Source organism: Pirellulales bacterium, assembly GCA_035499655.1.
In the GTDB taxonomy this organism is placed as follows: domain Bacteria; phylum Planctomycetota; class Planctomycetia; order Pirellulales; family JADZDJ01; genus DATJYL01.
Genome location: DATJYL010000094.1, coordinates 1 through 20,953, shown reverse-complemented (window position 1 = coordinate 20,953; position 20,953 = coordinate 1). Strand labels below are relative to the sequence as shown.

The 20,953-nt window shown below is 56.0% G+C and carries 19 protein-coding genes; 14 read left to right on the top strand and 5 right to left on the bottom strand.

Going from position 1 to position 20,953, the window contains the following annotated elements; genetic code table 11:
• The 3 genes from VMJ32_06690 to VMJ32_06680 all read right to left on the bottom strand — a co-directional run.
• Positions 1 to 1,997, bottom strand: a 1,997-nt coding sequence (locus VMJ32_06690) for a hypothetical protein (GenBank protein ID HTQ38695.1), incomplete at its 3' end; no start/stop codon positions are given.
• 86 nt (positions 1,998 to 2,083) lie between these two features.
• The gene (locus tag VMJ32_06685; GenBank protein HTQ38694.1) at positions 2,084 to 3,160 is read right to left on the bottom strand and encodes a DUF362 domain-containing protein; all 1,077 of its coding nucleotides are present in this window, start codon (positions 3,158 to 3,160) and stop codon (positions 2,084 to 2,086) included.
• A 13-nt stretch (positions 3,161 to 3,173) separates the two neighbouring features.
• Complete coding sequence (locus VMJ32_06680; GenBank protein HTQ38693.1) at positions 3,174 to 4,151, bottom strand: hypothetical protein; 978 nt, start codon at positions 4,149 to 4,151, stop codon at positions 3,174 to 3,176.
• Positions 4,152 to 4,839: 688 nt separating this feature from the next.
• On the opposite strand from VMJ32_06680, the gene VMJ32_06675 reads away from it, so the two are divergent.
• From VMJ32_06675 to VMJ32_06615, 13 genes are all read left to right on the top strand, one after another.
• Positions 4,840 to 5,022, top strand: coding sequence for a hypothetical protein (locus tag VMJ32_06675; GenBank protein HTQ38692.1), 183 nt, complete (start codon positions 4,840 to 4,842; stop codon positions 5,020 to 5,022).
• An 83-nt stretch (positions 5,023 to 5,105) separates the two neighbouring features.
• Positions 5,106 to 5,288: a Flp family type IVb pilin gene (locus VMJ32_06670; protein HTQ38691.1), complete on the top strand. Its 183-nt coding sequence runs from the start codon at positions 5,106 to 5,108 to the stop codon at positions 5,286 to 5,288.
• Between the two features lie 281 nt (positions 5,289 to 5,569).
• Entirely contained in the window at positions 5,570 to 5,752 is a 183-nt protein-coding gene (locus VMJ32_06665; protein HTQ38690.1) for a Flp family type IVb pilin, read from the top strand.
• A 407-nt stretch (positions 5,753 to 6,159) separates the two neighbouring features.
• Positions 6,160 to 6,723, top strand: coding sequence for a prepilin peptidase (locus VMJ32_06660; protein ID HTQ38689.1), 564 nt, complete (start codon positions 6,160 to 6,162; stop codon positions 6,721 to 6,723).
• On the top strand, positions 6,720 to 7,235 hold the full coding sequence (locus tag VMJ32_06655) for a TadE/TadG family type IV pilus assembly protein (protein HTQ38688.1): 516 nt from the start codon (positions 6,720 to 6,722) through the stop codon (positions 7,233 to 7,235). The genes VMJ32_06660 and VMJ32_06655 overlap by 4 nt, the downstream gene beginning before the upstream one ends.
• Positions 7,236 to 7,354: 119 nt before the next feature.
• Entirely contained in the window at positions 7,355 to 8,365 is a 1,011-nt protein-coding gene (cpaB, locus tag VMJ32_06650) for a Flp pilus assembly protein CpaB (protein HTQ38687.1), read from the top strand.
• A 500-nt stretch (positions 8,366 to 8,865) separates the two neighbouring features.
• Positions 8,866 to 10,551: a pilus assembly protein N-terminal domain-containing protein gene (locus VMJ32_06645; protein ID HTQ38686.1), complete on the top strand. Its 1,686-nt coding sequence runs from the start codon at positions 8,866 to 8,868 to the stop codon at positions 10,549 to 10,551.
• A 190-nt stretch (positions 10,552 to 10,741) separates the two neighbouring features.
• Positions 10,742 to 11,965: a response regulator gene (locus VMJ32_06640; GenBank protein ID HTQ38685.1), complete on the top strand. Its 1,224-nt coding sequence runs from the start codon at positions 10,742 to 10,744 to the stop codon at positions 11,963 to 11,965.
• Positions 11,966 to 12,208: 243 nt separating this feature from the next.
• Positions 12,209 to 13,540 carry a CpaF family protein gene (locus VMJ32_06635; protein HTQ38684.1) on the top strand — a complete coding sequence of 444 codons (1,332 nt, stop codon included), beginning with the start codon at positions 12,209 to 12,211 and terminating at the stop codon, positions 13,538 to 13,540.
• Between the two features lie 94 nt (positions 13,541 to 13,634).
• Entirely contained in the window at positions 13,635 to 14,600 is a 966-nt protein-coding gene (locus VMJ32_06630; protein ID HTQ38683.1) for a type II secretion system F family protein, read from the top strand.
• 122 nt (positions 14,601 to 14,722) lie between these two features.
• Complete coding sequence (locus VMJ32_06625) at positions 14,723 to 15,709, top strand: type II secretion system F family protein (GenBank protein ID HTQ38682.1); 987 nt, start codon at positions 14,723 to 14,725, stop codon at positions 15,707 to 15,709.
• Between the two features lie 342 nt (positions 15,710 to 16,051).
• The gene (locus tag VMJ32_06620; GenBank protein HTQ38681.1) at positions 16,052 to 16,633 is read left to right on the top strand and encodes a hypothetical protein; all 582 of its coding nucleotides are present in this window, start codon (positions 16,052 to 16,054) and stop codon (positions 16,631 to 16,633) included.
• A 174-nt stretch (positions 16,634 to 16,807) separates the two neighbouring features.
• Entirely contained in the window at positions 16,808 to 17,863 is a 1,056-nt protein-coding gene (locus VMJ32_06615; protein ID HTQ38680.1) for a tetratricopeptide repeat protein, read from the top strand.
• 33 nt (positions 17,864 to 17,896) lie between these two features.
• Here VMJ32_06615 and pheT read toward each other — a convergent pair whose 3' ends face one another.
• A complete protein-coding gene (pheT, locus tag VMJ32_06610) occupies positions 17,897 to 19,939 on the bottom strand; it encodes a phenylalanine--tRNA ligase subunit beta (GenBank protein HTQ38679.1) in 2,043 nt (680 codons plus the stop codon).
• 501 nt (positions 19,940 to 20,440) lie between these two features.
• On the opposite strand from pheT, the gene VMJ32_06605 reads away from it, so the two are divergent.
• Entirely contained in the window at positions 20,441 to 20,653 is a 213-nt protein-coding gene (locus VMJ32_06605) for a hypothetical protein (protein HTQ38678.1), read from the top strand.
• 50 nt (positions 20,654 to 20,703) lie between these two features.
• Here the strand turns inward: VMJ32_06605 and VMJ32_06600 are convergent.
• Positions 20,704 to 20,953, bottom strand: a 250-nt coding sequence (locus tag VMJ32_06600) for a TRAM domain-containing protein (protein HTQ38677.1), incomplete at its 5' end; no start/stop codon positions are given.

Genomic DNA, 20,953 nt, shown 5'->3' with positions numbered 1-20,953 from the left:
TTGTTTTTGCCTATTGCGTAAATTGGCTTGTCCGCAACCATTTTTTTGCGGTCGGTTTTTGCCATCCAACCAGAGTGCCCACTGTTTTGTATTTGCGTGGCGGCCTCGCCGGCAATCCACTCCACTCCGGCGGCACGCAAGGCGGCTGGATCGCGATAATCGAGTTGTTTTGCCGGGTCGAGGCCGGCGTACCCATCAACTCGATTCCAGCCCTTGAGCAAAATCTGATCGCCGCTCCGCACGGTTTTTTGCCCGGGTGCCGCTTCCGTGCCGCTGGCCAAATCTAGCACCACGCTCTTCGAGGGAAATCCAGGCGGGGCATCAACCCCGGCGATGTACTTGGGCAAAGATTCAACGTGACCGTAAACCGAATAGCTCATTCCGTAAACGCCCAGGTCCACCGCGGAAAGCACAACCAGCGCCGCCACGGCCCAGCGTGCGCCCTGGTTGGCACGCAGCACCAGGCACACCGCCGCCGCCATCATCACCGGCCCCAGTGCAACCAGGAGGGGATAGGGGGCAAGGTAGGGACGCCAATACCGCAGCGCCAGCAAGCTGAACACCGCGCTCACCAAAGGTAACGTCCACAACAGCGGCCGCCGATCTTTCCGTTTCAACGGCGTTGGGACCGGAAATGGCGAGGCGGGCTCATCCTCCCGCCGAATTGAATTTCCCGCGGTCTCCAGCAGCATTGCAAATCCCAACGCCGCTAATACCGCGATCGCCAGTTGGAAAACGACAATGGCCCGGCAGGGAAGGCGGAATCGATTGACCAGCGGCAGGTGTTCTTGCAACCAACCCAACGGGCCCAAGCCGCCCATCATCCACAATAGCGCCACAGTAGCAGTTGCCAGGGCGGCAATGGTTAATGCCCGATATTGCTCGCCACGCTTGCCGCTGCAAATCCACCATGCGGCCAGCGCCAGCGGAACCGCTCCCATGTACATTCCAAATTCGTGCGTAATTCCGCCGACCACCCGCGTGGCAAATAAATACGGCGTGACCAGTTGCATCCAGTTCAAAAGCGGCATCGAACCTTGCGTGGCAAAATCTTCCATCGCGGTCGATTGGCGAACCGAATGCACAAGCGATTCGAATGTTGGCAGCAGTTGCACGCCGCCGATGAGTGCCCCGATCAGCACGGCGGTTGTCCAGCGAAATACACCGGCTGCAGCGGCAAAGAGCGAAGCTCCCGCGACGGTGCTCAACAACAAAACATATCCCGCTTCCACCACCAGCGAAAACAGCACGTATTGCGGATATCCCAGCAGTAATTGCGAACCGGTTAGCAGCGCCACGCCACACAATGCCAGCCGGCGATTGCGCTTCCAAACGGAAATTTTCGCGGAACAATTTTCTCCCGTCTGGTAAGAAAATGGGCTCCTTAGCATCACGTCTATCGCCCACAGCAACCACGGCAAATGGGCCACAATCGCCACGCCGTTCAAATGAATCAAATGCAGTAAATTGAAGCTGCCAAACGTGAACACCAGGGCCCCGAACGCAGCCGCTTCCTGCCGCAATTTCCAGCGCCGCAAAAACAAATACATCCCAAGCAGCATAAATGGGTAGCTGAGCCAACACTCCAAATCAAAGGCGACGGACAAAGGCAGCGCGCGGTAAAGCAGCCAATGCAGCGGATGATAGGTCCCCACTTGACCTTCGCCCGTGAGGCAAAAGCCGCTAAACATTTCTGGGCACCAGTCGAACGGTTGGCCATGTGCCAACTGCTGGGCGTAAAAGCTCCGCATCGGCAAATGAAACCAGCCCAAATCGTCCGCCGTATAAACCTGCCCGGTCAGCAGCGGCCATCCGAGCGCGGCCAGCAAACAGACGATGCAAATCAAAAGTGAGATGAGAGCGACGCGGGCTGTGTTCAGCCGAAAACGTTGAGCTCGGGATGCCAAATCATCCGAGCACAAATCTGGGTCGAGTGGAATCGACAAAGGGATGCCTTCGTCGAATTCTAATACTGCACGATTCGAATCGGTGTTCATTTTGAATGCTTTGTTCTGCTGACCAGCGGACAATTTTCTGCTTCATGCTGCCTTCGACGCTGCACAGTACTTCCATGATCGGCAACCTACGAAACCTGCACACCCGGATCGACCGATAACCCGCGCAGATGCGGGGCATCGATCATGCGAAACGGCTTGACCACATCTTGCCAACGCTCGCCGCATTGTCGAATGCGGCTTTCTTCGATCGGGCCCAACCGATCGGCGGCGAGTGCTAAGTAACTGATGTTTTCCGGTCGCAGGCCCATGATGCGCGCCGCCGTAGCATCCACCGCCGTGCAATTCGGCCCGATGAGAATCAAGCCCATTGGCTTGGGGCTACCCATGATCGGCCCATCCCCTTCCATGCACATAATTCCGTCGACTATGGCCAGCGACCGCGGCAGCGATGCGTTGATGTCGCACACCGTTTCCGGGATTCCGGCGTGATGTAGCACGTTTTTTGGCCAGCCGTATACGACGCCAGGAATGGTGCCGTACAAGTTTTTCATCGAGCCGGTCATGCCAACCCAATGATGCGTTTTCATTTTCGGCATCGAAACGATGAAATCGGCCTGCTGCACGCTGCGCGGAAAATAAAATCCTGCCAATTGGCTGACGCGGCCGCGGTTGGGAGTCCACGCCACTTGTTCGTAATTCAAATCTGCGAATGGCAAACGCCCGTCATCCAGCGCAGCCTGCAGGCCCCCTTCGACCAGCGCCATTTCAGTATCGCGGACATGGCCGGGGCCTTCTCCCACCACCACGTCGGCGCCCCAATTGCGAAACACCTCGGCGGCTGCTAAAACCACGCTGGGATGCGTCGTCATTTGCGGAGCGGAGCGCGTCGGCTCAACCAAGTTCGGCTTGAGCAGTACCCGCTTGCCCCGAAATTCTTGCGCACTTAATCCGGTAGCCACCAATCCGTCTTGGATGGTTTTTTGCAATGGACCGTCGTAGCGCTGATTGCGGGCAACAAATACTGGTTGCCGCGGGGCGAACACGCGCTTCACGAAGGGAAGGCTCAGCGCTCCCGCCACAGCGGCGCCCGTGGCGATGAGCAACGACCGGCGATCAAAACCGGACCCCGCTTGCGAAGCGCCCCCTTGTGCCACGCCGGCGACATTTGTACCGATTTGTGTTTCGTCAGCGGGTTTTATCATAAAAAATGAAAGGTCAAATGCTCGTATGCTTTCCCGATGTGTATTTAATCAATGGGCAATCCTTGCCCTGGGCTGCCAGAACCAACAGAGCCAAGACCAACGGGGCCGCATCTCGTTGGACAGTGCGGTGATATGCGGATTCGATCCAGTCACTGCCGGCGGCGGGTTGGCGGTCGTGCGCTGCTAATCCGAGCAGCCCGTAGCTGAGCGAAATGGGCGTGGTTTCAATCGAAAGATTTTCCAGTAGGTATTGCAACGACCGTTCGATGCGCAGATCGTCAATTTCTTCACCGGCCAAAGCCAACAATGCCAGGCCTGTCGGTTCGACGTGCGGTCGTAATTGCTGTCCCAGTACAATCGTATTTCCGTAGTTGCAGCCGCCGGTGGAAAGCAAGCGATCGACCAGCAAACGCACCCCTTCCCGAGTGCGCGGATGATCGCTCTGTCCGACGGCCTTGAGGGCCAAAACCGACCAGGCCGTCGGCTCCTGCCAAGAATGAGTTCCAATGACCCACGGCCAACCGATTAATTGCCCGTTGTGACCGAAATCCGGCGAGTTTTCCACGGATTTACCCGCTGCGGAAAGCAACCACTGTGTGGCCCACTGCAGATTGAACGGTGAATGATTCAATTGGGAAACATTTGAAGGGGAAGCAGGCAAGGAAGTGTCTGGGCGAGCGTCGTTTAAATTAAGTTCGGCTCGTGCCGCCACTGCTGCGGCGAAAATGGCCTGCGGCGTCGGCCACGCCGATTGAGTTAGTTCGGAAAAAGGAGCAATGCTTCCGTCAGATGCTTGTGCGGCCGCCAGCCATCGCAAATGAGTTTGAGCATCGGCAGTTCGTCCCGCGCCCAAAAGCGCCAGCGCTGCCAGTGCAGTCGGTTCAGCCGCTGACGGCTCCTGGGAGTGGTAGCCGCACGGCGTTCCCGCCAACCGATCTAACGCGGAGTGAATCCACGATGTCGTTATAACTGGCGTCGGCGTTAAAGGCATAAATTGATCTACAATCGGAACTGCAGCAACTTTTCTTTGCGTGCCGGAAACGAAAGACGCCCACTTTTCTACGCGGTCGTTGCCGGTCAGAACGACTTGCGCAAAGGAAAATTCAAAACAAGAATAGCTTTTCGGAGGCGCATTCCAGTACGGTGGAGCTGGCTTATCGACAAGGAAAAGAGAAATCTTAGTTCCCGGACGAGTAGTTCCAACTGTAACGCAAAGTGCCGGAAGCAACGGTGGTTGCGCGCCGGGCAAAAGAAAATCGACAGAACCAGAGAAGATTTCTTAAACTTCCGCATTTGACATCTGGCAAAGCCGACATAGGTTTGATTGCACAGGCGGAGATGACTCGAACAATCGAGCCTATCCGGCGTGTGACACGGCTTTCGGGTCGTGGAAAAGCGTAGCTTCCGGACGCCGGACTCATTTCCAAATCGAACTTTCGGCGCCCCGTGAGATACGCAAAAATTCGTCCGACCGGACCTTGAGCTTCCTCGAAAAGGGTAAACCGGCCCGAAAGGCCGGGAACAATGCGATGCGTCCCGTGTATTCGGGATCGCACAGCTACCGACGGGATCCTGCACGCTGAAAGCCCTGGGGGTAATTAGCGGGCAACTCTCAGATCGAGGCAAGGCCGCGTTGATGGTTCAAAACGCATGATTCCTTCACAAAGAGGAATTATCTGATGTCGAATTATTGGAATACCATTCGTCGTTTTATCAATCATGGGAATGGCCGAACGACAGTGCACTGCACGGTGATGCTAGAATTGATCGCCATCGTCTGCTTGGCAGCGATGGGCTCCATTTGTGCTGGCGCCAACGCCAGTGCGCAAAACGTCGCCTCTTCGGCGGTTACCAGTAAATGAAATGATGATTGCGTTTGCAGAGTTCTATTAGTCAGTTGTTTTTTCTCAGTTTTAATCTCTTTTAACCTTATGAGGACGGGACAATGTCGAACACATTAAATAAAATTCGTCGCTTTTTGGCTTCTGAAGACGGCCCCACCGCGGTGGAATATGCTGTGATGTTGGCCTTGATTGTGATTGTGTGCTTGGCCGCCATCGGCAACATTGGCACCAATGCCAAAACCACGTTCACCACGATTGCTAACTCGCTGGCCAGCGGTAGCTAGTTGGCCCGGTTAGTCGTTCAAATTTGCGTATTGCAAGTTTTGCAAGCCCAGGATCAACTGCTCCTGGGCTTGCATTTTTTGGCGAGCACTCATCCGCGCTGGATGCATACTGAATTCTTTTGGCGCGAGTTGTGTTTCTAGCCAGTGTCTGTTTCTGACGTAGAGTTGTGCAACGTGCATTGGGAACATTATTAGGCGACAGTGGCGCAAAATTGATGACCAGCCGAAATGCTGTGCATCCTAAGTTCGATGCAATCTTAGGTGGTGGAAGGAGATTTGAAATGTTGCTGTTGGCCGCCAAAATCCGTCGTTTTTTCGTTTCCGAAGAGGGTCCCACCGCCGTGGAATATGCGGTAATGCTGGCCCTGATTGTGGTGGTTTGCCTGGCTGCTGTCCGAACCATCGGCACGAACGCCAAAACGACATTTACGACCATTGCCAACTCGTTGGCCAGCGGCAGCTAGATTGTTTCTTTTATCTGGGCGCTGAACGTCCGCAAGCACTGGTCGTCGTCCAGCCAATCTATTGCAATCGGCGCCGGGGTGGTTTTTTTGACGTATGGTTGGATAGGACGCCCGCGGTCACATTTGGGCGTTCACGTTTTGAAAGCGTTGCCCAACGCCGCTGGTGGCGTGTGTGCAGCCAAACCTCATTTGCCCGTTGAGGGAGTTGCCATGTATCCCGCTGTTCCGGCTGAAGTATGTTCCGGCGCCGTGAATTTGGTGTGTTATTTTTTCACCGTGATCGCGGTCTTAGTCACATTGGCCCTGACGGCGCGCGCCAATTGAGCGCGTTGATTTTTCAAAAATGACGCCCGGCTCAAAACAGATTTTTCCCAATTAAAAACTCCTTACACGATTCCTTTCCTCCCATGCACGACAATCATTTTCTGGCAAACTTCTTGGAACATTGGCCGGCTTGGCTGGTGGCCTTTACTTTGGTGGTGGCCGCCGTCATTGACGGCTGGCAACTTCGCGTTCCCAATTGGCTTACGTTTCCTATGATTCTTAGCGGGTGGGTTTTTGGCGCGGTCACGGCAGGTTGGGCTGGAATAGGAGAAAGCTTATTGGGTACGGCCGTTGGTCTGGCTTTGCTATTACCGGCTTATGCGATTGGCGGCATGGGCGCCGGAGACGTAAAACTGCTAGCAGGCGTGGGAGCCTGGGTGGGGGCAACGACTACGTTTTATGCCTTTTGTGTGTCGGCCCTGATCGGCGGAGCGATTGCCCTGGCGATGGTTCTTCTGCAACATAAATGGAAGCACCATCAAAATCAATTTCTCAAAATTATCGGCGAAGTGGTCACGATCGGTAATCCCAACGATTTGGCCACGATCGCCGCCCAGCGCAAAAGCTCCATGCTGCTTTTGCCTTACGGAATACCGATCGCCATTGGGACGATTGTTTACTTCTTTTGGGCTGGACTTCTGATATGAACAATTATTTCCTGTGCTATCGCCGCTGGCAGCGTCCTAAGTTCCTTGCACATGAGGCAAATATGTCTATTCCCTCGCTCAAAGTGGAGAAGGTCTGCCGAACTTGCCGAAGAAACCGACGAGGGGCGGCTGCCGTCGAGTTCGCCATCGTCGCACCCGTGTTTTTCCTGCTTGTGTTTGGCATGGTCGAATACGGCCGGATGGTAATGGTCCAACAGGTCATTACCAACGCCGCGCGCGAAGGAGCGCGGGTGGGAGTGTTGGATGGCTCGCAATTATCGGACGTGCAAACCGCGGTGAACAACTACTTAATCGCCTCAAAAATACCGACCGGCCTCAGCAACGAGATCACTTGTACTCCGAATCCCCCCAGCAGCCAAACCACAGGAAATCCCGTCACCGTTACCGTTTCGATTCCATTTAGCAAAGTGAGTTGGTTGCCCACGCCACTGTATTTAGGCTCGACGACATTGTCGGCGACCTCGGTCATGCGGCGCGAAGGAGTGCAGTAAACAATCCAAAATGTGAAGCTCGAATGGAATCCAACAGCAGTTTGAGTTCGACACTCACAAAACAAGTTCGCCTCCGTTTTCGATAGGTCTACTGAAGCAAATTGGGAGCCTAGCAACCCATGCGTCCTAAATCAATCATTTTGGTGGTATTGGCTTCGGCCTGCGGCCTGGTTGCTGCGATTGGCATTCATCAGGTGATGGCGGACCGGGTTCAGGTTGCAGCGCCCGCGGTCGAGACCGAGAAAATCCTGGTGGCCAATAAAGACATTAAAGTAAACGAGCCGCTGTCTGACAAAAACGTTCAGCTTGACGATTGGCCCAAGGAAAAAATTCCCGGCGATGCGATTCGTGACATGAAGGAACTCGACGGCCAGCGAGCCGGCGGAGACATTCTGGTCGGCGAGCCGATTCGCAAGGCCAAATTCGCCGTCGACAAACGCATCGAGGAAATCCCCAACGGTTATCGAGTTGTCGCGGTCTCGGCGGATGCCGTCAGTGCCGCCGGAAACCTGCTGCAACCGGGCGACCGGGTGGATATTGTCGTGTCGATCAAGCACGGTCTCAATTCGCAAAACCAAATCGCCAAAACCATCCTGCAAAACATTCGCGTGTTCGCCATCAATGAACAGTGGCAACCCGCTGAAGGAAATAAATCAAACGAATCGATCACGGCCAAAACGGTGTCCCTGTTGGTCACGCCCGACGAGGCGGAAACCATCGATCTTGCCAGCGAATTAGGGCACATACGTCTGGTGCTCCGCAATCCCGATGACGCCCAAATCGCCGACACTTCAGGTACCGAAGAAAGTGAACTTCTGTCCGGCAAATCCAAATCAAATCACGACCAAGATGTCGTGAAATCCGGCGGCGGTATTTTAGATTGGTTGAAACAACAGCAACATCCCGTGCCGCCATCGGCGCCGGCAGTGATGGCCAGCCCCGAGGAACACTTCACCATGGTGGTGCAAAAAGGGGACGAAATCAGTCACGTCGAATTCAGCCGCAAATCGAAGGATGACCGCTGGCAAAATAACAGCACTGATGGCAATGGCTCTGCCCCCGGCGCAGGCTCAGCCGCTGTGGTAACGCCGTCCGCCCCGGCCACGCCTGATTCACCCCCGACTTTGTAAAACCCGAATTTGTATGAATGCGGTTGAAAGGAATCAACCGCGCAGCGTTTGCCAACTTCGCCCGTATGGCCCAAGGTTTCGGCGAGGCTTTCCTCTCCGATCCAGTTCCTAGATTTCAGATCGCAACTTATCACCCCGCTACGGAAAGCAAAGAGAGGACAAGGATGTTCTCGTACATGACACGGCAGGTTTCTGCCGCCCGCCCGATCGCTGTGCTTTTGATTGGTTGCGTTCTGACTCGCAACACAACAGCCCAGGATATAAGTCCGCCGCTCCCATCGACGACCCCGATTCCGGCCGCAGGCCCCGTCCAATCGCCCACCCAAACTCAAACCGTGGGTCCAATCCAGACGCCTGGCCAATCTCAGACGCCTGGGGTTATTCAATCCACCGGACCCATTCAATCGCCGGGCGAATTCCAAACTCCAGGGCTGATTCAGACGCCGGGTGCAGTGCCAAACACCGCGACACAATCACACAGCACCGCCACGGACCTTACCGTGCCGTCCGATGCTCAGCCGGTATCCAACGAGTTGATCCACCATATCCAGGCTCCCTCGGAGCGCATGGAAATGACAGTAAACGCCAGCCGCATTTTAACGTTGGACCAAAATATCCCGCGAGCCCAGGTCAATAATCACGAAATCCTGGAGTTGACGGCCCTTTCCCCCAACGAAATTCAAGTGCTGGCCAAGAAAGCTGGGGTCACGCAAATCAATTTGTGGAACGATAAAGGCCAAATCTACACCATCGATTGCGTGGTGTACGGTGATGCCCGCGAACTCTCCGAGCTGCTACGCTCAGAATTTCCCGCCGCCAACTTGCGCGTACGCCCCATGGCCAGTAGCGTCCTGTTGACCGGCTTTGTGGACCGCGCAGATCAAGTGAGTCAAATCATTCAAATCGCCCAAGATTATTATCCCAAAGTGGTGCCCAACATTCAGGTGGGCGGAGTGCAGCAAATTCTGTTGCACGTGAAAGTGGCCGAAGTGTCACGCACCAAAGCCCGAGAGTTAGGCTTTGACTTTGCTTCCATCAATAGCGGTAGTTTTTTGGCATCGAGCGTGAGCAACCTTCTGGTGCCGGGGAGCGTGGCGGGCACGGTCGCTACCCCTCTGGGTGCCGGTGACACCGTCCGCTTTGGCTTGGTCAAAAACAATACTGCTTTTTTTGGCTTCCTGGATGCTCTGCGGAAGGAAGATCTGCTGAAAATTTTGGCCGATCCCACGCTGGTCACGGTCAGCGGACGGCCGGCCCAATTTAAAGTCGGCGGCGAAATTCCATATCCCGCGAATTCCACGTTGAACGGCGTCAGCGTGTCGTACAAAGACACAGGAATTACGGTCGACTTTGTGCCAGTCGTACTGGGCAACGGCAACATCCGCTTGGAAGTCCGGCCTATCGAGCGAGATTTGGATCCGACTCAAAGTTTCGAAATTGCTCCCAATGTGGAGGCTCCAGCCTTTACCCTGCGGCAAGTCGATACCGGCGTGGAAATGAGAGCCGGCCAAACTTTGGCGATTGCCGGATTGGTGCAAAAGAAACTCAACGCAGAAAAGCGAGAAATACCCTGGCTGGGAGAAATGCCCTACATCGGCGCAGCTTTCCGTCAGGTCAAGCAGACGTCGGAAGAAGTGGAACTATTGTTCCTTGTGACGCCGGAAATTGTCCAGGCGCTGGATCCTTGCGAAGTTCCTCGCTGCTTCCCCAGTATGCACACGGATGACCCCAACGACTGTCAGTTGTATTTGAAAGGATACGACGAAGTGCCCTCCAAAGGACCCTGCGGTCCTGGGGGTGGGTGTACAACAGGTTGTGGATTTGGCGATTTTCGCGAAGGTCCCGGCTACGGACCAGAAGGGGCTCCCCTGATGGGCCCTCAGCCGGCCGGTCCCGGCGCGCCTGAAATGTTCGAAACAGTTCCGTCCGGCCCTCCCACCCCCGCCAGGCCTACATCATCTGACGCAATGCCTGCCGACAGCTCGACTAGCAATAGCATCAACCCCAGCTCCCGTATCGCGCGACTTCCAAATCCCGCCACTCCAACGGTAGCTTCGCCAGTGCCCGCAGCGGATATCCGCTACAACCCATCTGCTGCACAAAATCCTCACCCGACGAATGGGACGAATCCGTCCGGCGGGTCGCCCGGTTTCATCGGACCCGTGGGATATGACGTATTAAACTAAAGGGCACCAGTGCACTTGGTTTTCCCACGTTTTAGCGCCATCGTCAGCCGAATGTTCGAAAGCCGATGTCGAATTCGTGCGAATGACGCCGTGTTGTCTGCGGCGTGATTCGTCAATCGTTCGACATCGATGCTCGTCATCGCCTCCCGCGGCCTGAATCGCGGGAGCAATACGTCTCCGAATTCACACTATGACCAACGTTTTGCGTCTAGCCATTGTCGATCCCAGCGATCCGTCGCGGGAATCGCTTAAATCGATCTTGCTGGGCCTCGATATGGTGTGGCTGGAGGCCGAGTGCTCGCGCTACGAATTCTTCGCTGATGTCATTGCCCAAACGCATCCCGACATTGGCGTCGTCGCGCTGGATTCCGATCCTGATAAAGCCTTGAAGCTGGTTGAGCAACTGGCGGCCGCCTCGCCACAGTGCAGTATTTTAGTGATCAGTGGCTCGACCGACGGCAGCCTGATTCTGCGCGCCATGCGCGCCGGTGCAAAGGAATTTTTGCCCAAGCCGCTGAAAATCGAAGATTTGCTCGGCGCGCTAAGCCGCTTGAGCGAGCGACAATTTGGCAAGGGTGAAGGAAAAGTTCGGGGCTGCCAGGTGATTTCCGTCTGCGGGGCTACCGGCGGCGTAGGCACCACCAGCCTGGCCGTCAACCTGGGATGCGCGCTGGCCGCCGACCCGAAAAATTCGATTTGCCTGGTCGATCTGGATTTAAGTTTGGGCGATGCCGACGTCTTCCTCGACACCATTCCCGACTATACCTTGGTCGACGTGGCCCAAAATGTCGAGCGCCTCGATTTCACGCTGCTCAAACGCTCCTTGACCAAGCATGCTTCCGGATTGTTTTTGTTGCCACGCCCGGTCCAATTGGAAGACGCCGCGCAGGTTACCCCGGAACATTTACAACGCATGATCGGCTTGTTAAAAGCCACCTTCACCCATTTGATTATTGATCTTTCCAAGGGTTACAACGCTCTGGATATGGTGGCCTTGGAAATGGCCACCGACGTGCTGCTGGTGACGCAGCTCGATTTGCCCTGTTTGCGAAACGTAGTGCGATTGATGATGTCCTTCGGCGAAATCGAAGGGCTTAAAGAGAAAGTCAAAATTATCATCAACCGCGTCGGACTGGACGCTGCTCAAATTAGCTTGAAAAAAGCCCAGGAAACCTTTGGCCGCGAAATTTTCTGGGAATTGCCCAACGATTATCGCACCATGTCGGAAGTGCGGAACAACGGCGTTCCGTTGCTGGAGCACGCCCCCAAGGCCGCGATCACCCAATCGATCATCAAACTCGCGGACCACTTCTCCTCCAACGCCGTCTCCGAAAGCCCACCGGCTGCGGAGGACGGCAGCGGCAAGCCTGGCAAAGGATCGCGCTGGAAGGGCCTGTTCAGCGGAAAAAAATAGGCCCCTGGCGGACGCCAAATCACTGATATTCTCGCTGCCGCCCGGTGGAGCCTTCATGCCCGCCTCCCTTTTTCTTGGCATCTTTCCCGACTCACTTTTTTCTGCATTTCATTGTTCTTGGCAACCTCTCCGCCGCTTGTTTTGAGCTATGGTTGTCGGGGCCAATAGCGAAATCGCCACGGCTCCTGATCGGGGTGTACCAGATCCGATGTCCCTGACTCGATTCCTTGAAGCTCTAAAATCATGCCGCCACTGAAACCGCTGCCAACCGCTCCTCGCCCCGGCGATAAGACTTCGACCTCCGATTTCGAGGCCCTGAAGCGTCATATTCACACCAAGCTGGTCGACAAGCTCGACTTGTCCCGCGTCGGAGACTTGGAAGGCGATGTGTTGCGCCGCGAAATTCGTCTGGTCGTGGAGCACTTGTGCGACACGGAAGACCATCTGCTCAATCGCAGTGAACGCGATCGGCTGGTCGAAGAAGTCCTGGACGAAACGTTCGGCCTCGGACCGCTGGAGTTCCTGCTAAAAGATACCACGATTAGCGATATTTTGATCAATGGTCCCAAGCACATTTACGTGGAACGTCGGGGTAAGTTGGAAAAAACCAGCGTGCAGTTCCGCGACAATTCCCACCTCTTGCAAATCATTGACCGAATTGTGTCGCGCGTAGGACGGCGCGTGGATGAAGTTTGTCCCATGGTCGATGCCCGCCTGCCTGATGGCAGCCGCGTTAACGCGATCATCCCGCCCCTGGCGCTCGACGGTGCGGCGGTTTCTATTCGTCGGTTTGGCGCCAACCCCCTCAAATTGGAAGACCTGCTCAATTACAAAGCTTTCACGCCGGAAATGGTGATGCTGCTGGAAGGCGCCATCAAGGCCCGCCTGAATATCATTATTTCCGGGGGCACCGGTTCAGGTAAAACGACGCTGCTGAATACTTTGTCCAGCTTCATACCCGGTCACGAACGCATCGTGACCATCGAAGACGCCGCCGAATTGCAGCTCCAGCAGGAGCATGTGGTGCGGTTGGAAACTCGACCGCCCAACATCGAAGGCAAAGGCGCCATCACCGCCACCGATTTGGTGAAAAACGCCCTGCGTATGCGGCCGGAGCGGGTCATCATCGGCGAGTGCCGCGGCGCTGAAACGCTCGACATGCTGCAAGCCATGAACACCGGTCACGAAGGTTCGATGACCACGCTGCACGCGAATTCGCCGCGCGACGCCATTTCCCGTATCGAAACGATGATCACGATGGCCGGCTTTGAACTGCCGCTGAAGGCTTTGCGGCAACAAATTGCCAGCTCCGTAGACTTGATTATTCAAGCCAATCGTCTGCAAGGGGGCACGCGCAAAATCACGCACATTACCGAAATCAACGGCATGGAACAGGAAACCGTTGTGATGCAAGACATTTACTTGTATTGTCAGGACGGCATTGACGAAGCCGGACGCGCCGTGGGGCGATTTGAAGCCACCGGCATCCGCCCGACTTTTATGGACCGTCTGGAACAGGCCGGCGTGCGGTTGCCGGCCAGTGCGTTCCGCCAACGTACCATGTTGCAGTGTTAATCTCAGAGGTGAATTATCCCTTAGCCTTGGCCCCCCCCGGCCAACATACGCTACACGCCCAACAATCATCCATCCGCTTACGGTTTAGCAACGTATGTCTCCGCTCATCATCTCCATCGCCGCGTTTTTTGCCGTGGCTGCCCTTGTGGGCGGTGTGGCAATGTTGCTCCGCGGCGAAGAATCGACGCGCAGTGAAGATCGCCTGGCCATGCTCACTGCCGGCAAACCTGCAACCGGCAAAGGGGTCCTACAAGAGACCGGTGTGTTGTCGCAGCCCCTGAATTTCAAAGAAGGGGCGCTGGCCGAATTTCTCAGCCGGTTTAGCCAAATCAAATTGTTATTTGTGCAGGCCGACACTTCGCTTACCCCGTCCAAATTTTGCGTCGTGAGCGGTTTGATGGGATTCGCCGGGGCTGTCGCTGCCGCCTCCACGGGTTTGAACCCCCTATTGGTTCCCATTTTCTTTTTCTTGGCTGGCTTGTTGCCGGTGATCTGGCTATTGCTGCGCAGAAGCAGACGACTACGCAGTTTCGGCAAACAATTGCCCGACGCCTTGGAACTCATTGCCCGCGCACTCCGAGCCGGTCACAGCTTGGGAGCGGGATTCAATTTAGTGGCCGGAGAAATGGCGGCGCCGATTGGCGTCGAATTTCAACGTTGCTACGAGGAACAAAACCTGGGAATTCCCCTCGACGAAGCGCTCAAAAATCTGACCGACCGCGTTCCCAATTTGGATTTGAAGTTTTTTTGTACGGCCCTGGTCTTGCAGCGCCAAACCGGCGGCGACCTGGCCGAAATTCTCGACAAAATTGGCAGCCTGATTCGCGACCGTTTCCGCATTTGGGGGCAAGTCCAGGCGCTGACCGGCGAAGGTCGCCTGTCAGGCATTGTGCTGCTAGCGCTGCCACCGGTGCTGTTTGGCACCGTGTATTATCTGAATCCTGATTACATTACGGTGCTGTTTACCGATCCGATGGGTAAAAAAATGTTGGCCGGCGCCGTGCTCATGCAAATCCTAGGCGCCTTGGTCATTCGAAAAATTGTGAACATCAAAGTTTAGCGACAACCGACAGAACCAAATACAAAAAAGGCATGTTTCCCGCAGTTCGACTGCAGTCGAACTGCGGGCTGCTGATTCAAGACTCCGGATCATATACAACTACTCACCACGCAAAGACTCACATGTCCCTGCTTTTTGCCACAGCTCTGCTCACGATGGAAAAAATCGTGCCGATTGCCGTATTCGGACTGTTCGCGGTGATTGTGTTTTGGGTATTGAACGTTTTCGCAGGGGAAAGCGATCGGACTTCGGAAAGGTTGGAGGAGTTGCGCAACCCGCTCAGCCGCCGCCGCGATCAACTCACCAAGGGCGCCAAAAAACAGGACGCCGTTTCGAAAATGCTGGAGATGGCCACCCCTGTATTATCCGCCCCGTTGAAACCTAAAACCGACGTCGAAACCAGCAAGTTGAAACAAAAACTTTCCCAGGCTGGGTTTCGGGGCGATGCCGCTACAAGCACTTTTTTGGGATTGAAGTTTGCCGGTTTGATCCTGGGCTTATTTCTTGGCGGCGGCAGCTTGGTTCTGACCAAGGGCATCAACAATAATTCGATGATGTACACCGTCGTGATTGCCGCATTCTTTCTGTTTCTGCCCGATATTGCGGTCTGGTTCATCGGCCGCCGACGCAAGCAAAGCATTTTTCTGTCGCTGCCTGACGCGCTCGATCTGTTGGTCGTGTGCGTGGAAGCTGGCCTGGGTTTGGATCAAGCCATGCGAAAAGTGACCGAGGAAATGCGCCGCACCGCGCGCGTGATTTCCGAGGAATTTGGCCTGTGCAATTTCCATTTACAAATGGGAAAGGCACGCAACGATGTGCTCCGTGATTTGGGCGAACGGACCGGCGTCGACGACCTGCGGAGCCTGGCCGCCATTCTCATCCAGGCCGACAAATTTGGTTCCAGCGTGGCTCAGGCCCTGCGCGTGCAAAGCGATTCCATGCGCACGCGCCGACGCCAACTGGCAGAAGAAAAAGCCGCAAAAACCGCCGTCAAACTGATCTTTCCCTTGGTGATTTTTATCTTCCCGGGCATTTTTGTCGTGCTTGTCGGCCCCGCCGCGATCACCATGGTCCGCGAAATGTTCCCGGTCATGCAGGGAAAGAAGTAAGCCGAAGGCCCCCGAAGTCGAAGTGCCTGCAGATCCAGCTGCCAGCGTTGCTGGTTGCTTGGGATTGGCGTGTGTGCGAAAATCTAAGACCATCCGGCCGGAAAGACCCACAGGCACTTCGACGACCTGATATCGAAAACATGGCGCTTTTTTCATGGCTGGTAATCTGTACCGCTTGGCAAAACGCTGCCGGATCTTCCTGCGGTAACGATTAGACGACGTTGTGCAGAGGATGCCATGTGCGCCGGCCGATAGGGGACGTAGCGATGTATCTTTTGTCATTTCCCGCCGTCGGCTCCGGCAGCATTTCCCCGCCGACAGATCAAGCACGAGGATGCCTTTATGTTCCGTCCACGCTGGGCTTTGACCATGGCTTTGTTGCTGGGCGCCGCCACGCCGGCTTTCGCCGGAGATGTGTCTGGCGGGTATCAACCAAACAGCCCCTGGCATAATTTTTGGGTCGATTGGCACCGCAACAATAGCTGGACCGAACCGTTTGTAGAGGTCGACACGGCCAGCGTTTGGAATACGGTAGACGCCGAAGTCGCCAAGGGATGGGAAACCCAGGACCTCTTGGGCGATGCCCACTTTGAAGCCGATAATTCCAAGTTGTCGCCGGCCGGCCGCCTGAAAATTCACACCATTTTGACCCAAAACCCCGTTGCCTTTCGGACGGTGTTTGTCGCTCGCGGTTGGACGGACGAAGTCACTTCCAAGCGGCTGGCCACAGCCCAATTGGCTACCGCTCAACTGGCTGGCTCCGGTCCCATGCCTCCTGTCCTGGTTAGTAATTCCATACCCGTTACTACTCAGGCCGATTACGTGGCCGGGGTCAGCACTTGGTATAGCGGGTTCATGACCAGCATTCCCAAGCCGCAGATCAAAGCATTCCAACAGGACGACGACACCTCAGGCAGCCCATAAGCCACGTAAGACCGTTAAAATCGTTTCCATCCGCGAATTCGGCTTATGTAGCCTTTTGGAGCGTGTCGATCTACACCAACGAGACCGCTGATTGGCGTCGTGCTTTGCTAGCATGCGATTCGGTGATTCAAAGGTCTGCGCCAGCTAGCAATTCAAGAAAGTTTAAGGTGCGTTGTGCGAACTTCTTTTCGACTTACGATCTTGCTGGCCTGTGCCGCCGGCACCCTTACCGGATGCACGAGTTGGTTTGGCTCTTCCCCGACCAGTTGGTTCAAGGCCAAGAAGTCTTCGACCGTGGCAGTAGCAGACTCTGATACCTCTTCCAGCGGCGGATTCTTCCAGAAAAAGCAACAGCCCACTCCCGAGTTGTACGTGGCCACCGCTCGTTTGTGCGAATCACGCGGCGACTATACGGCCGCCGCCTCGCAGTACGAAAACGCACTCAAGCAATCCCCCAACAATGTGCCCGCTCTGTTGTCCTACGCTCACTTGATGGATCATCAAAACCAACTGGCCGAAGCCACCAAGCTGTACGAGCGGGCCATCAAAGTCAATCCCAAAGAAGCCGCCGCTTACAACGATTTGGGCTTGTGCTTGGCGCGCCGCGGAATGCCGGCTGAAGCACAAACCAACTTGGCCAAAGCTGCTGAGTTGCAGCCCGATAAACAGCTCTATCGCAATAATTTGGCGACCCTCCTGGTCGATCAGCATAAGCCCGACGAGGCCTTATTGCAGCTCAAGGCGGTGACCAATGAAGCCATCGCCAATTACGACGTCGGCATCTTGCTTGAGCAACATCACGAGGACGCCTTGGCCCAGGCCCATTTCCAACGCGCTTTGGAATTGAATCCATCGTTTGCCGAAGCTCGGGAATGGACCCAGCAACTGGCGCAGCGTGTAACCGCTCCCCCGACTCAAACGGCAATTTACCAACCGCCGCCAAATGGGTTACGCATCGCCAGCGTGATGCAGCCGATGTCACGACCTGCGTCTTACGGCCCGGCGCCTGAGCCCGCCCCATCCAATAACGTGGGTCCGCAGGCTGCGTCACCGGCGGTAAACGCTTCGGGGAGCGATCGGTATGCCCCGTTGGCCAATCCTGTAGTTCGGCAGCCGCCGGAGCGCTACACCCAAGCCAATGCGCCGGGCATACCGCCCACGCCGGAAAGTTTTGGCAATTATCACCCGATGCAAAACACCGATGTGCATCCACTGCCGCCGGTGCAGTGATTGCCCCACCCTGCAATGCTGGCCGCGGTTCTCTCACACCCGTAGCGTGGCCCCATGCAATTGAGCGCAGGCCGCCACGATTTGATCACGCACGGTGTCCGCTTCAGGATTGGTCAGCGTTCCATCTTTGCGCCGCAAGGCGATGGTTAAAAGTTGGCTTTTCTTTCCCTGACCCAGTCGCTGCGAATCGCGGTACGTGTCGCGGTACTCCACGCTTTCCAATTCGCTGCCCGCCGTCTTTCGGACCGTGGCTGCCAAATCTGCCCAGCGAACTCGTTCATCGACCACCAAATTCAGATCGCGCGTCACTGCCGGATACGGCGAAAGCTCCGTCGCTTGCGGAACCAATTTCGCTATCCTTTCCAGCGCGGCAATTTGCACTTCGGCCACCGTGGTGGCTTCCCGCAGCTCGAACTTTTTCAGCGCCCCCGGACTGACTTCGCCGAGATAACCAATCCGCTCGCCGCCGACGCGCAGCTCCACCGCTTGGCCGGGGAGAAACAAATCGTGTTTGCAGTCGGACACATCGAGCACTGTCGCCGGGTTCAGCCGCGAAATGATTCGCTCCACAATCCCCTTCACCGTGAAAAAATCGCCGCCGCTGGTCATCCCCAGCATCAATTGCTCGTCGGGCAACGATTGGTTTTTTGGCAAATAAATGCGGGCAATTTCGAACAACTCGACGCGCGGATTGCCCAGCCCCTCGTTATGGCGGCGCGCTTCCAGCAGGCTGGGAATTAAGCTGCGCCGCAAGCGGTCGGCCCGACGCAGCACGGGCGTAGTGGAAACCAGCGGCGGCGCCGCCGTCCAGGGGCTGAAGGCCTCGGCGGCTGCAGGCTCGACCAGGCTGATGGTCATCGCTTCGTCCACTCCCGCCGCCACTAATGTTTCCCGCACTTTGGCCAGCACCCGGTCTCGCTCGGTCCGATGGCTGGCGGCCATTGGCACGTTCACGTCTTCCGGAATGGCGTCGTAGCCGTGAATGCGGGCCACTTCTTCGACGAGATCAATTTCGCGGGTTAAATCGCGCCGCCAACTCGGCGGACTGACTTTCAGATGATCTTCCTGCGGCGTCCCTGGTCCCAGGTTTTTTGCCCTCGGTTCCTCGCGATTTCCCAGGGCGGTAAGTATTCGTCGAACTTCGGTTGTATCGATCTCGATGCCGAGAATGTGCTTGAGCTGCCCTAACCGCAACACGATCGGCTCTCGCTCCGTTGGTTTGCGGCCCACGTCGATTACGCCGGCTGCCAGTTCGCCGCCGGCGGTTTGCAAAATCAGTTCGCAGCAGCGGCGGCTGGCCCAATCGACCCCTTCCGGATCCAATCCTCGCTCGAAACGATACGACGAATCGCTATGCAGCGATAATTTGCGGGCCGTATTGCGAATGGAAAGGGGATCGAACTCCGCGGCTTCGATCAGCACGTCGGTGGTCGAGGAAGTGACTTCGCTATTGGCGCCGCCCATCACGCCCCCTAACCCCACCGCACGCGTGCGATCGGCAATGACGCACATGCCGGGCTCCAATTCGTAGGTTTTGTGATTGATGGCCTCCAGCCGTTCTCCTTTGCGTGCTTCGCGCACAATGATTTCGCGGCCCTCGAGCTTTTGAAAGTCGAAGGCGTGCAGCGGCTGCCCGCATTCCATCAGCACAAAATTGGTGACATCGACCACGTTGTTAATCGGCGCAATGCCCAGCGTGTTCAAACTGCCGACCAGCCATGACGGGCTTGCTTGCACTTTTACCCCGCGGATCAACCGGGCCGTGTAACGATAACAAAGTGCTGGACACTCCAGCTTAACCGTGGTGAGACCCGCGATCCCGGTTTTGCCCTGTGGCGGCTGCGGGTTGGGAATTGACAGCGGGACGCCAAACAACACGGCCGCTTCCCGCGCAATGCCGATGTGCCCTAAACAATCGGGCCGATTGCTTGTGATTTCCACATCGATCACCAAATCGTTGCCGACGGGTTTCGTTTCCTCGTGATTCAAACCGGCCAGCATCAAGCGGCGCTCGAATTCCTCAGGCGGCATCGCCAACGGCACGTACTGCTTCAGCCAGTTCCAGGAAACGATCATGGACGTAGGATATTGGAAAAAACGCTGGTGCTTAGGAAAGGGAACAGTGTAGTCGATGGATGGGGAAGCTCAAAGCAGGATGCGAGTATTGCGATAGGATTGGCCCTCGGTTGTGATTTAGTTGGAGGACCCGATGCAGTTTTTCTCGAAGATTCGACGACAAACCGGCGGGAGTTTACTGCGCCACCGCTGTTTTGGTTCCATGCCAGGTTTTGAGCCAGCTGTGGGAAATATTGATTCTTTTCTGTTGTTATAACTCCGCGGCTAAGAAATCGGGGTCGTTGTAGCGGATTTTGCCCGAAAAATGATGTAGAGACGGTTTTGGCTCGTCGCTACAATTGCCACGCTTTTTCGACCGTGTTCTGATTTGGCTTTTCAAGTTACTTGGGCGGCAAGGATTAAGCCGTCCTGTGCTCTGGCGACTCGGTTTGTCACTTACTAACGCCCTGCGCTCGGCCGACGCCCGTCGACCTTGCCCGGTTGCTACATGGAGGTTCAGCCATGGCGTGCCAAATTTTTCAATGCTTGCTGGCTGGCGAAGGTCCTTCGACCTTGCAGCATGCGCTGGTCGGAATTGGATGTCTCCTGACGTACGATCTTTTCAGCCGTTGGCGCAAACGCCGCCGCGCGCTGCAGATCAGCGATGCCGGGGCCGCTACCGCTGAGCAAATTTTGCACGACCCGCAGCGCGAAGAACAACGCCGCGCTGCCTGAGCGGGCAGCCGGCGCCTGCACCCAAATCTTCTCCCAGAGAAGAGGGGAAATTATGCGGCCCGGGCGGGGCCATCGTACCGGCCAAACACCATGCGGCCGGCGCTGGTTTGCAGCACACTCGTGACGGCCACGCGAACCAACTGGTTCACGTGTTCGCGGGCGCCTTCCACCACCACCATCGTGCCGTCGTCCAAATAACCGATGCCTTGGCCGGCTTCTTCCCCAGGCTTCACGATCCGCACTTCGGTCGATTCACCAGGCAAATAGACGGGCTTGAGCGAATTGGACAAATCGTTGAGG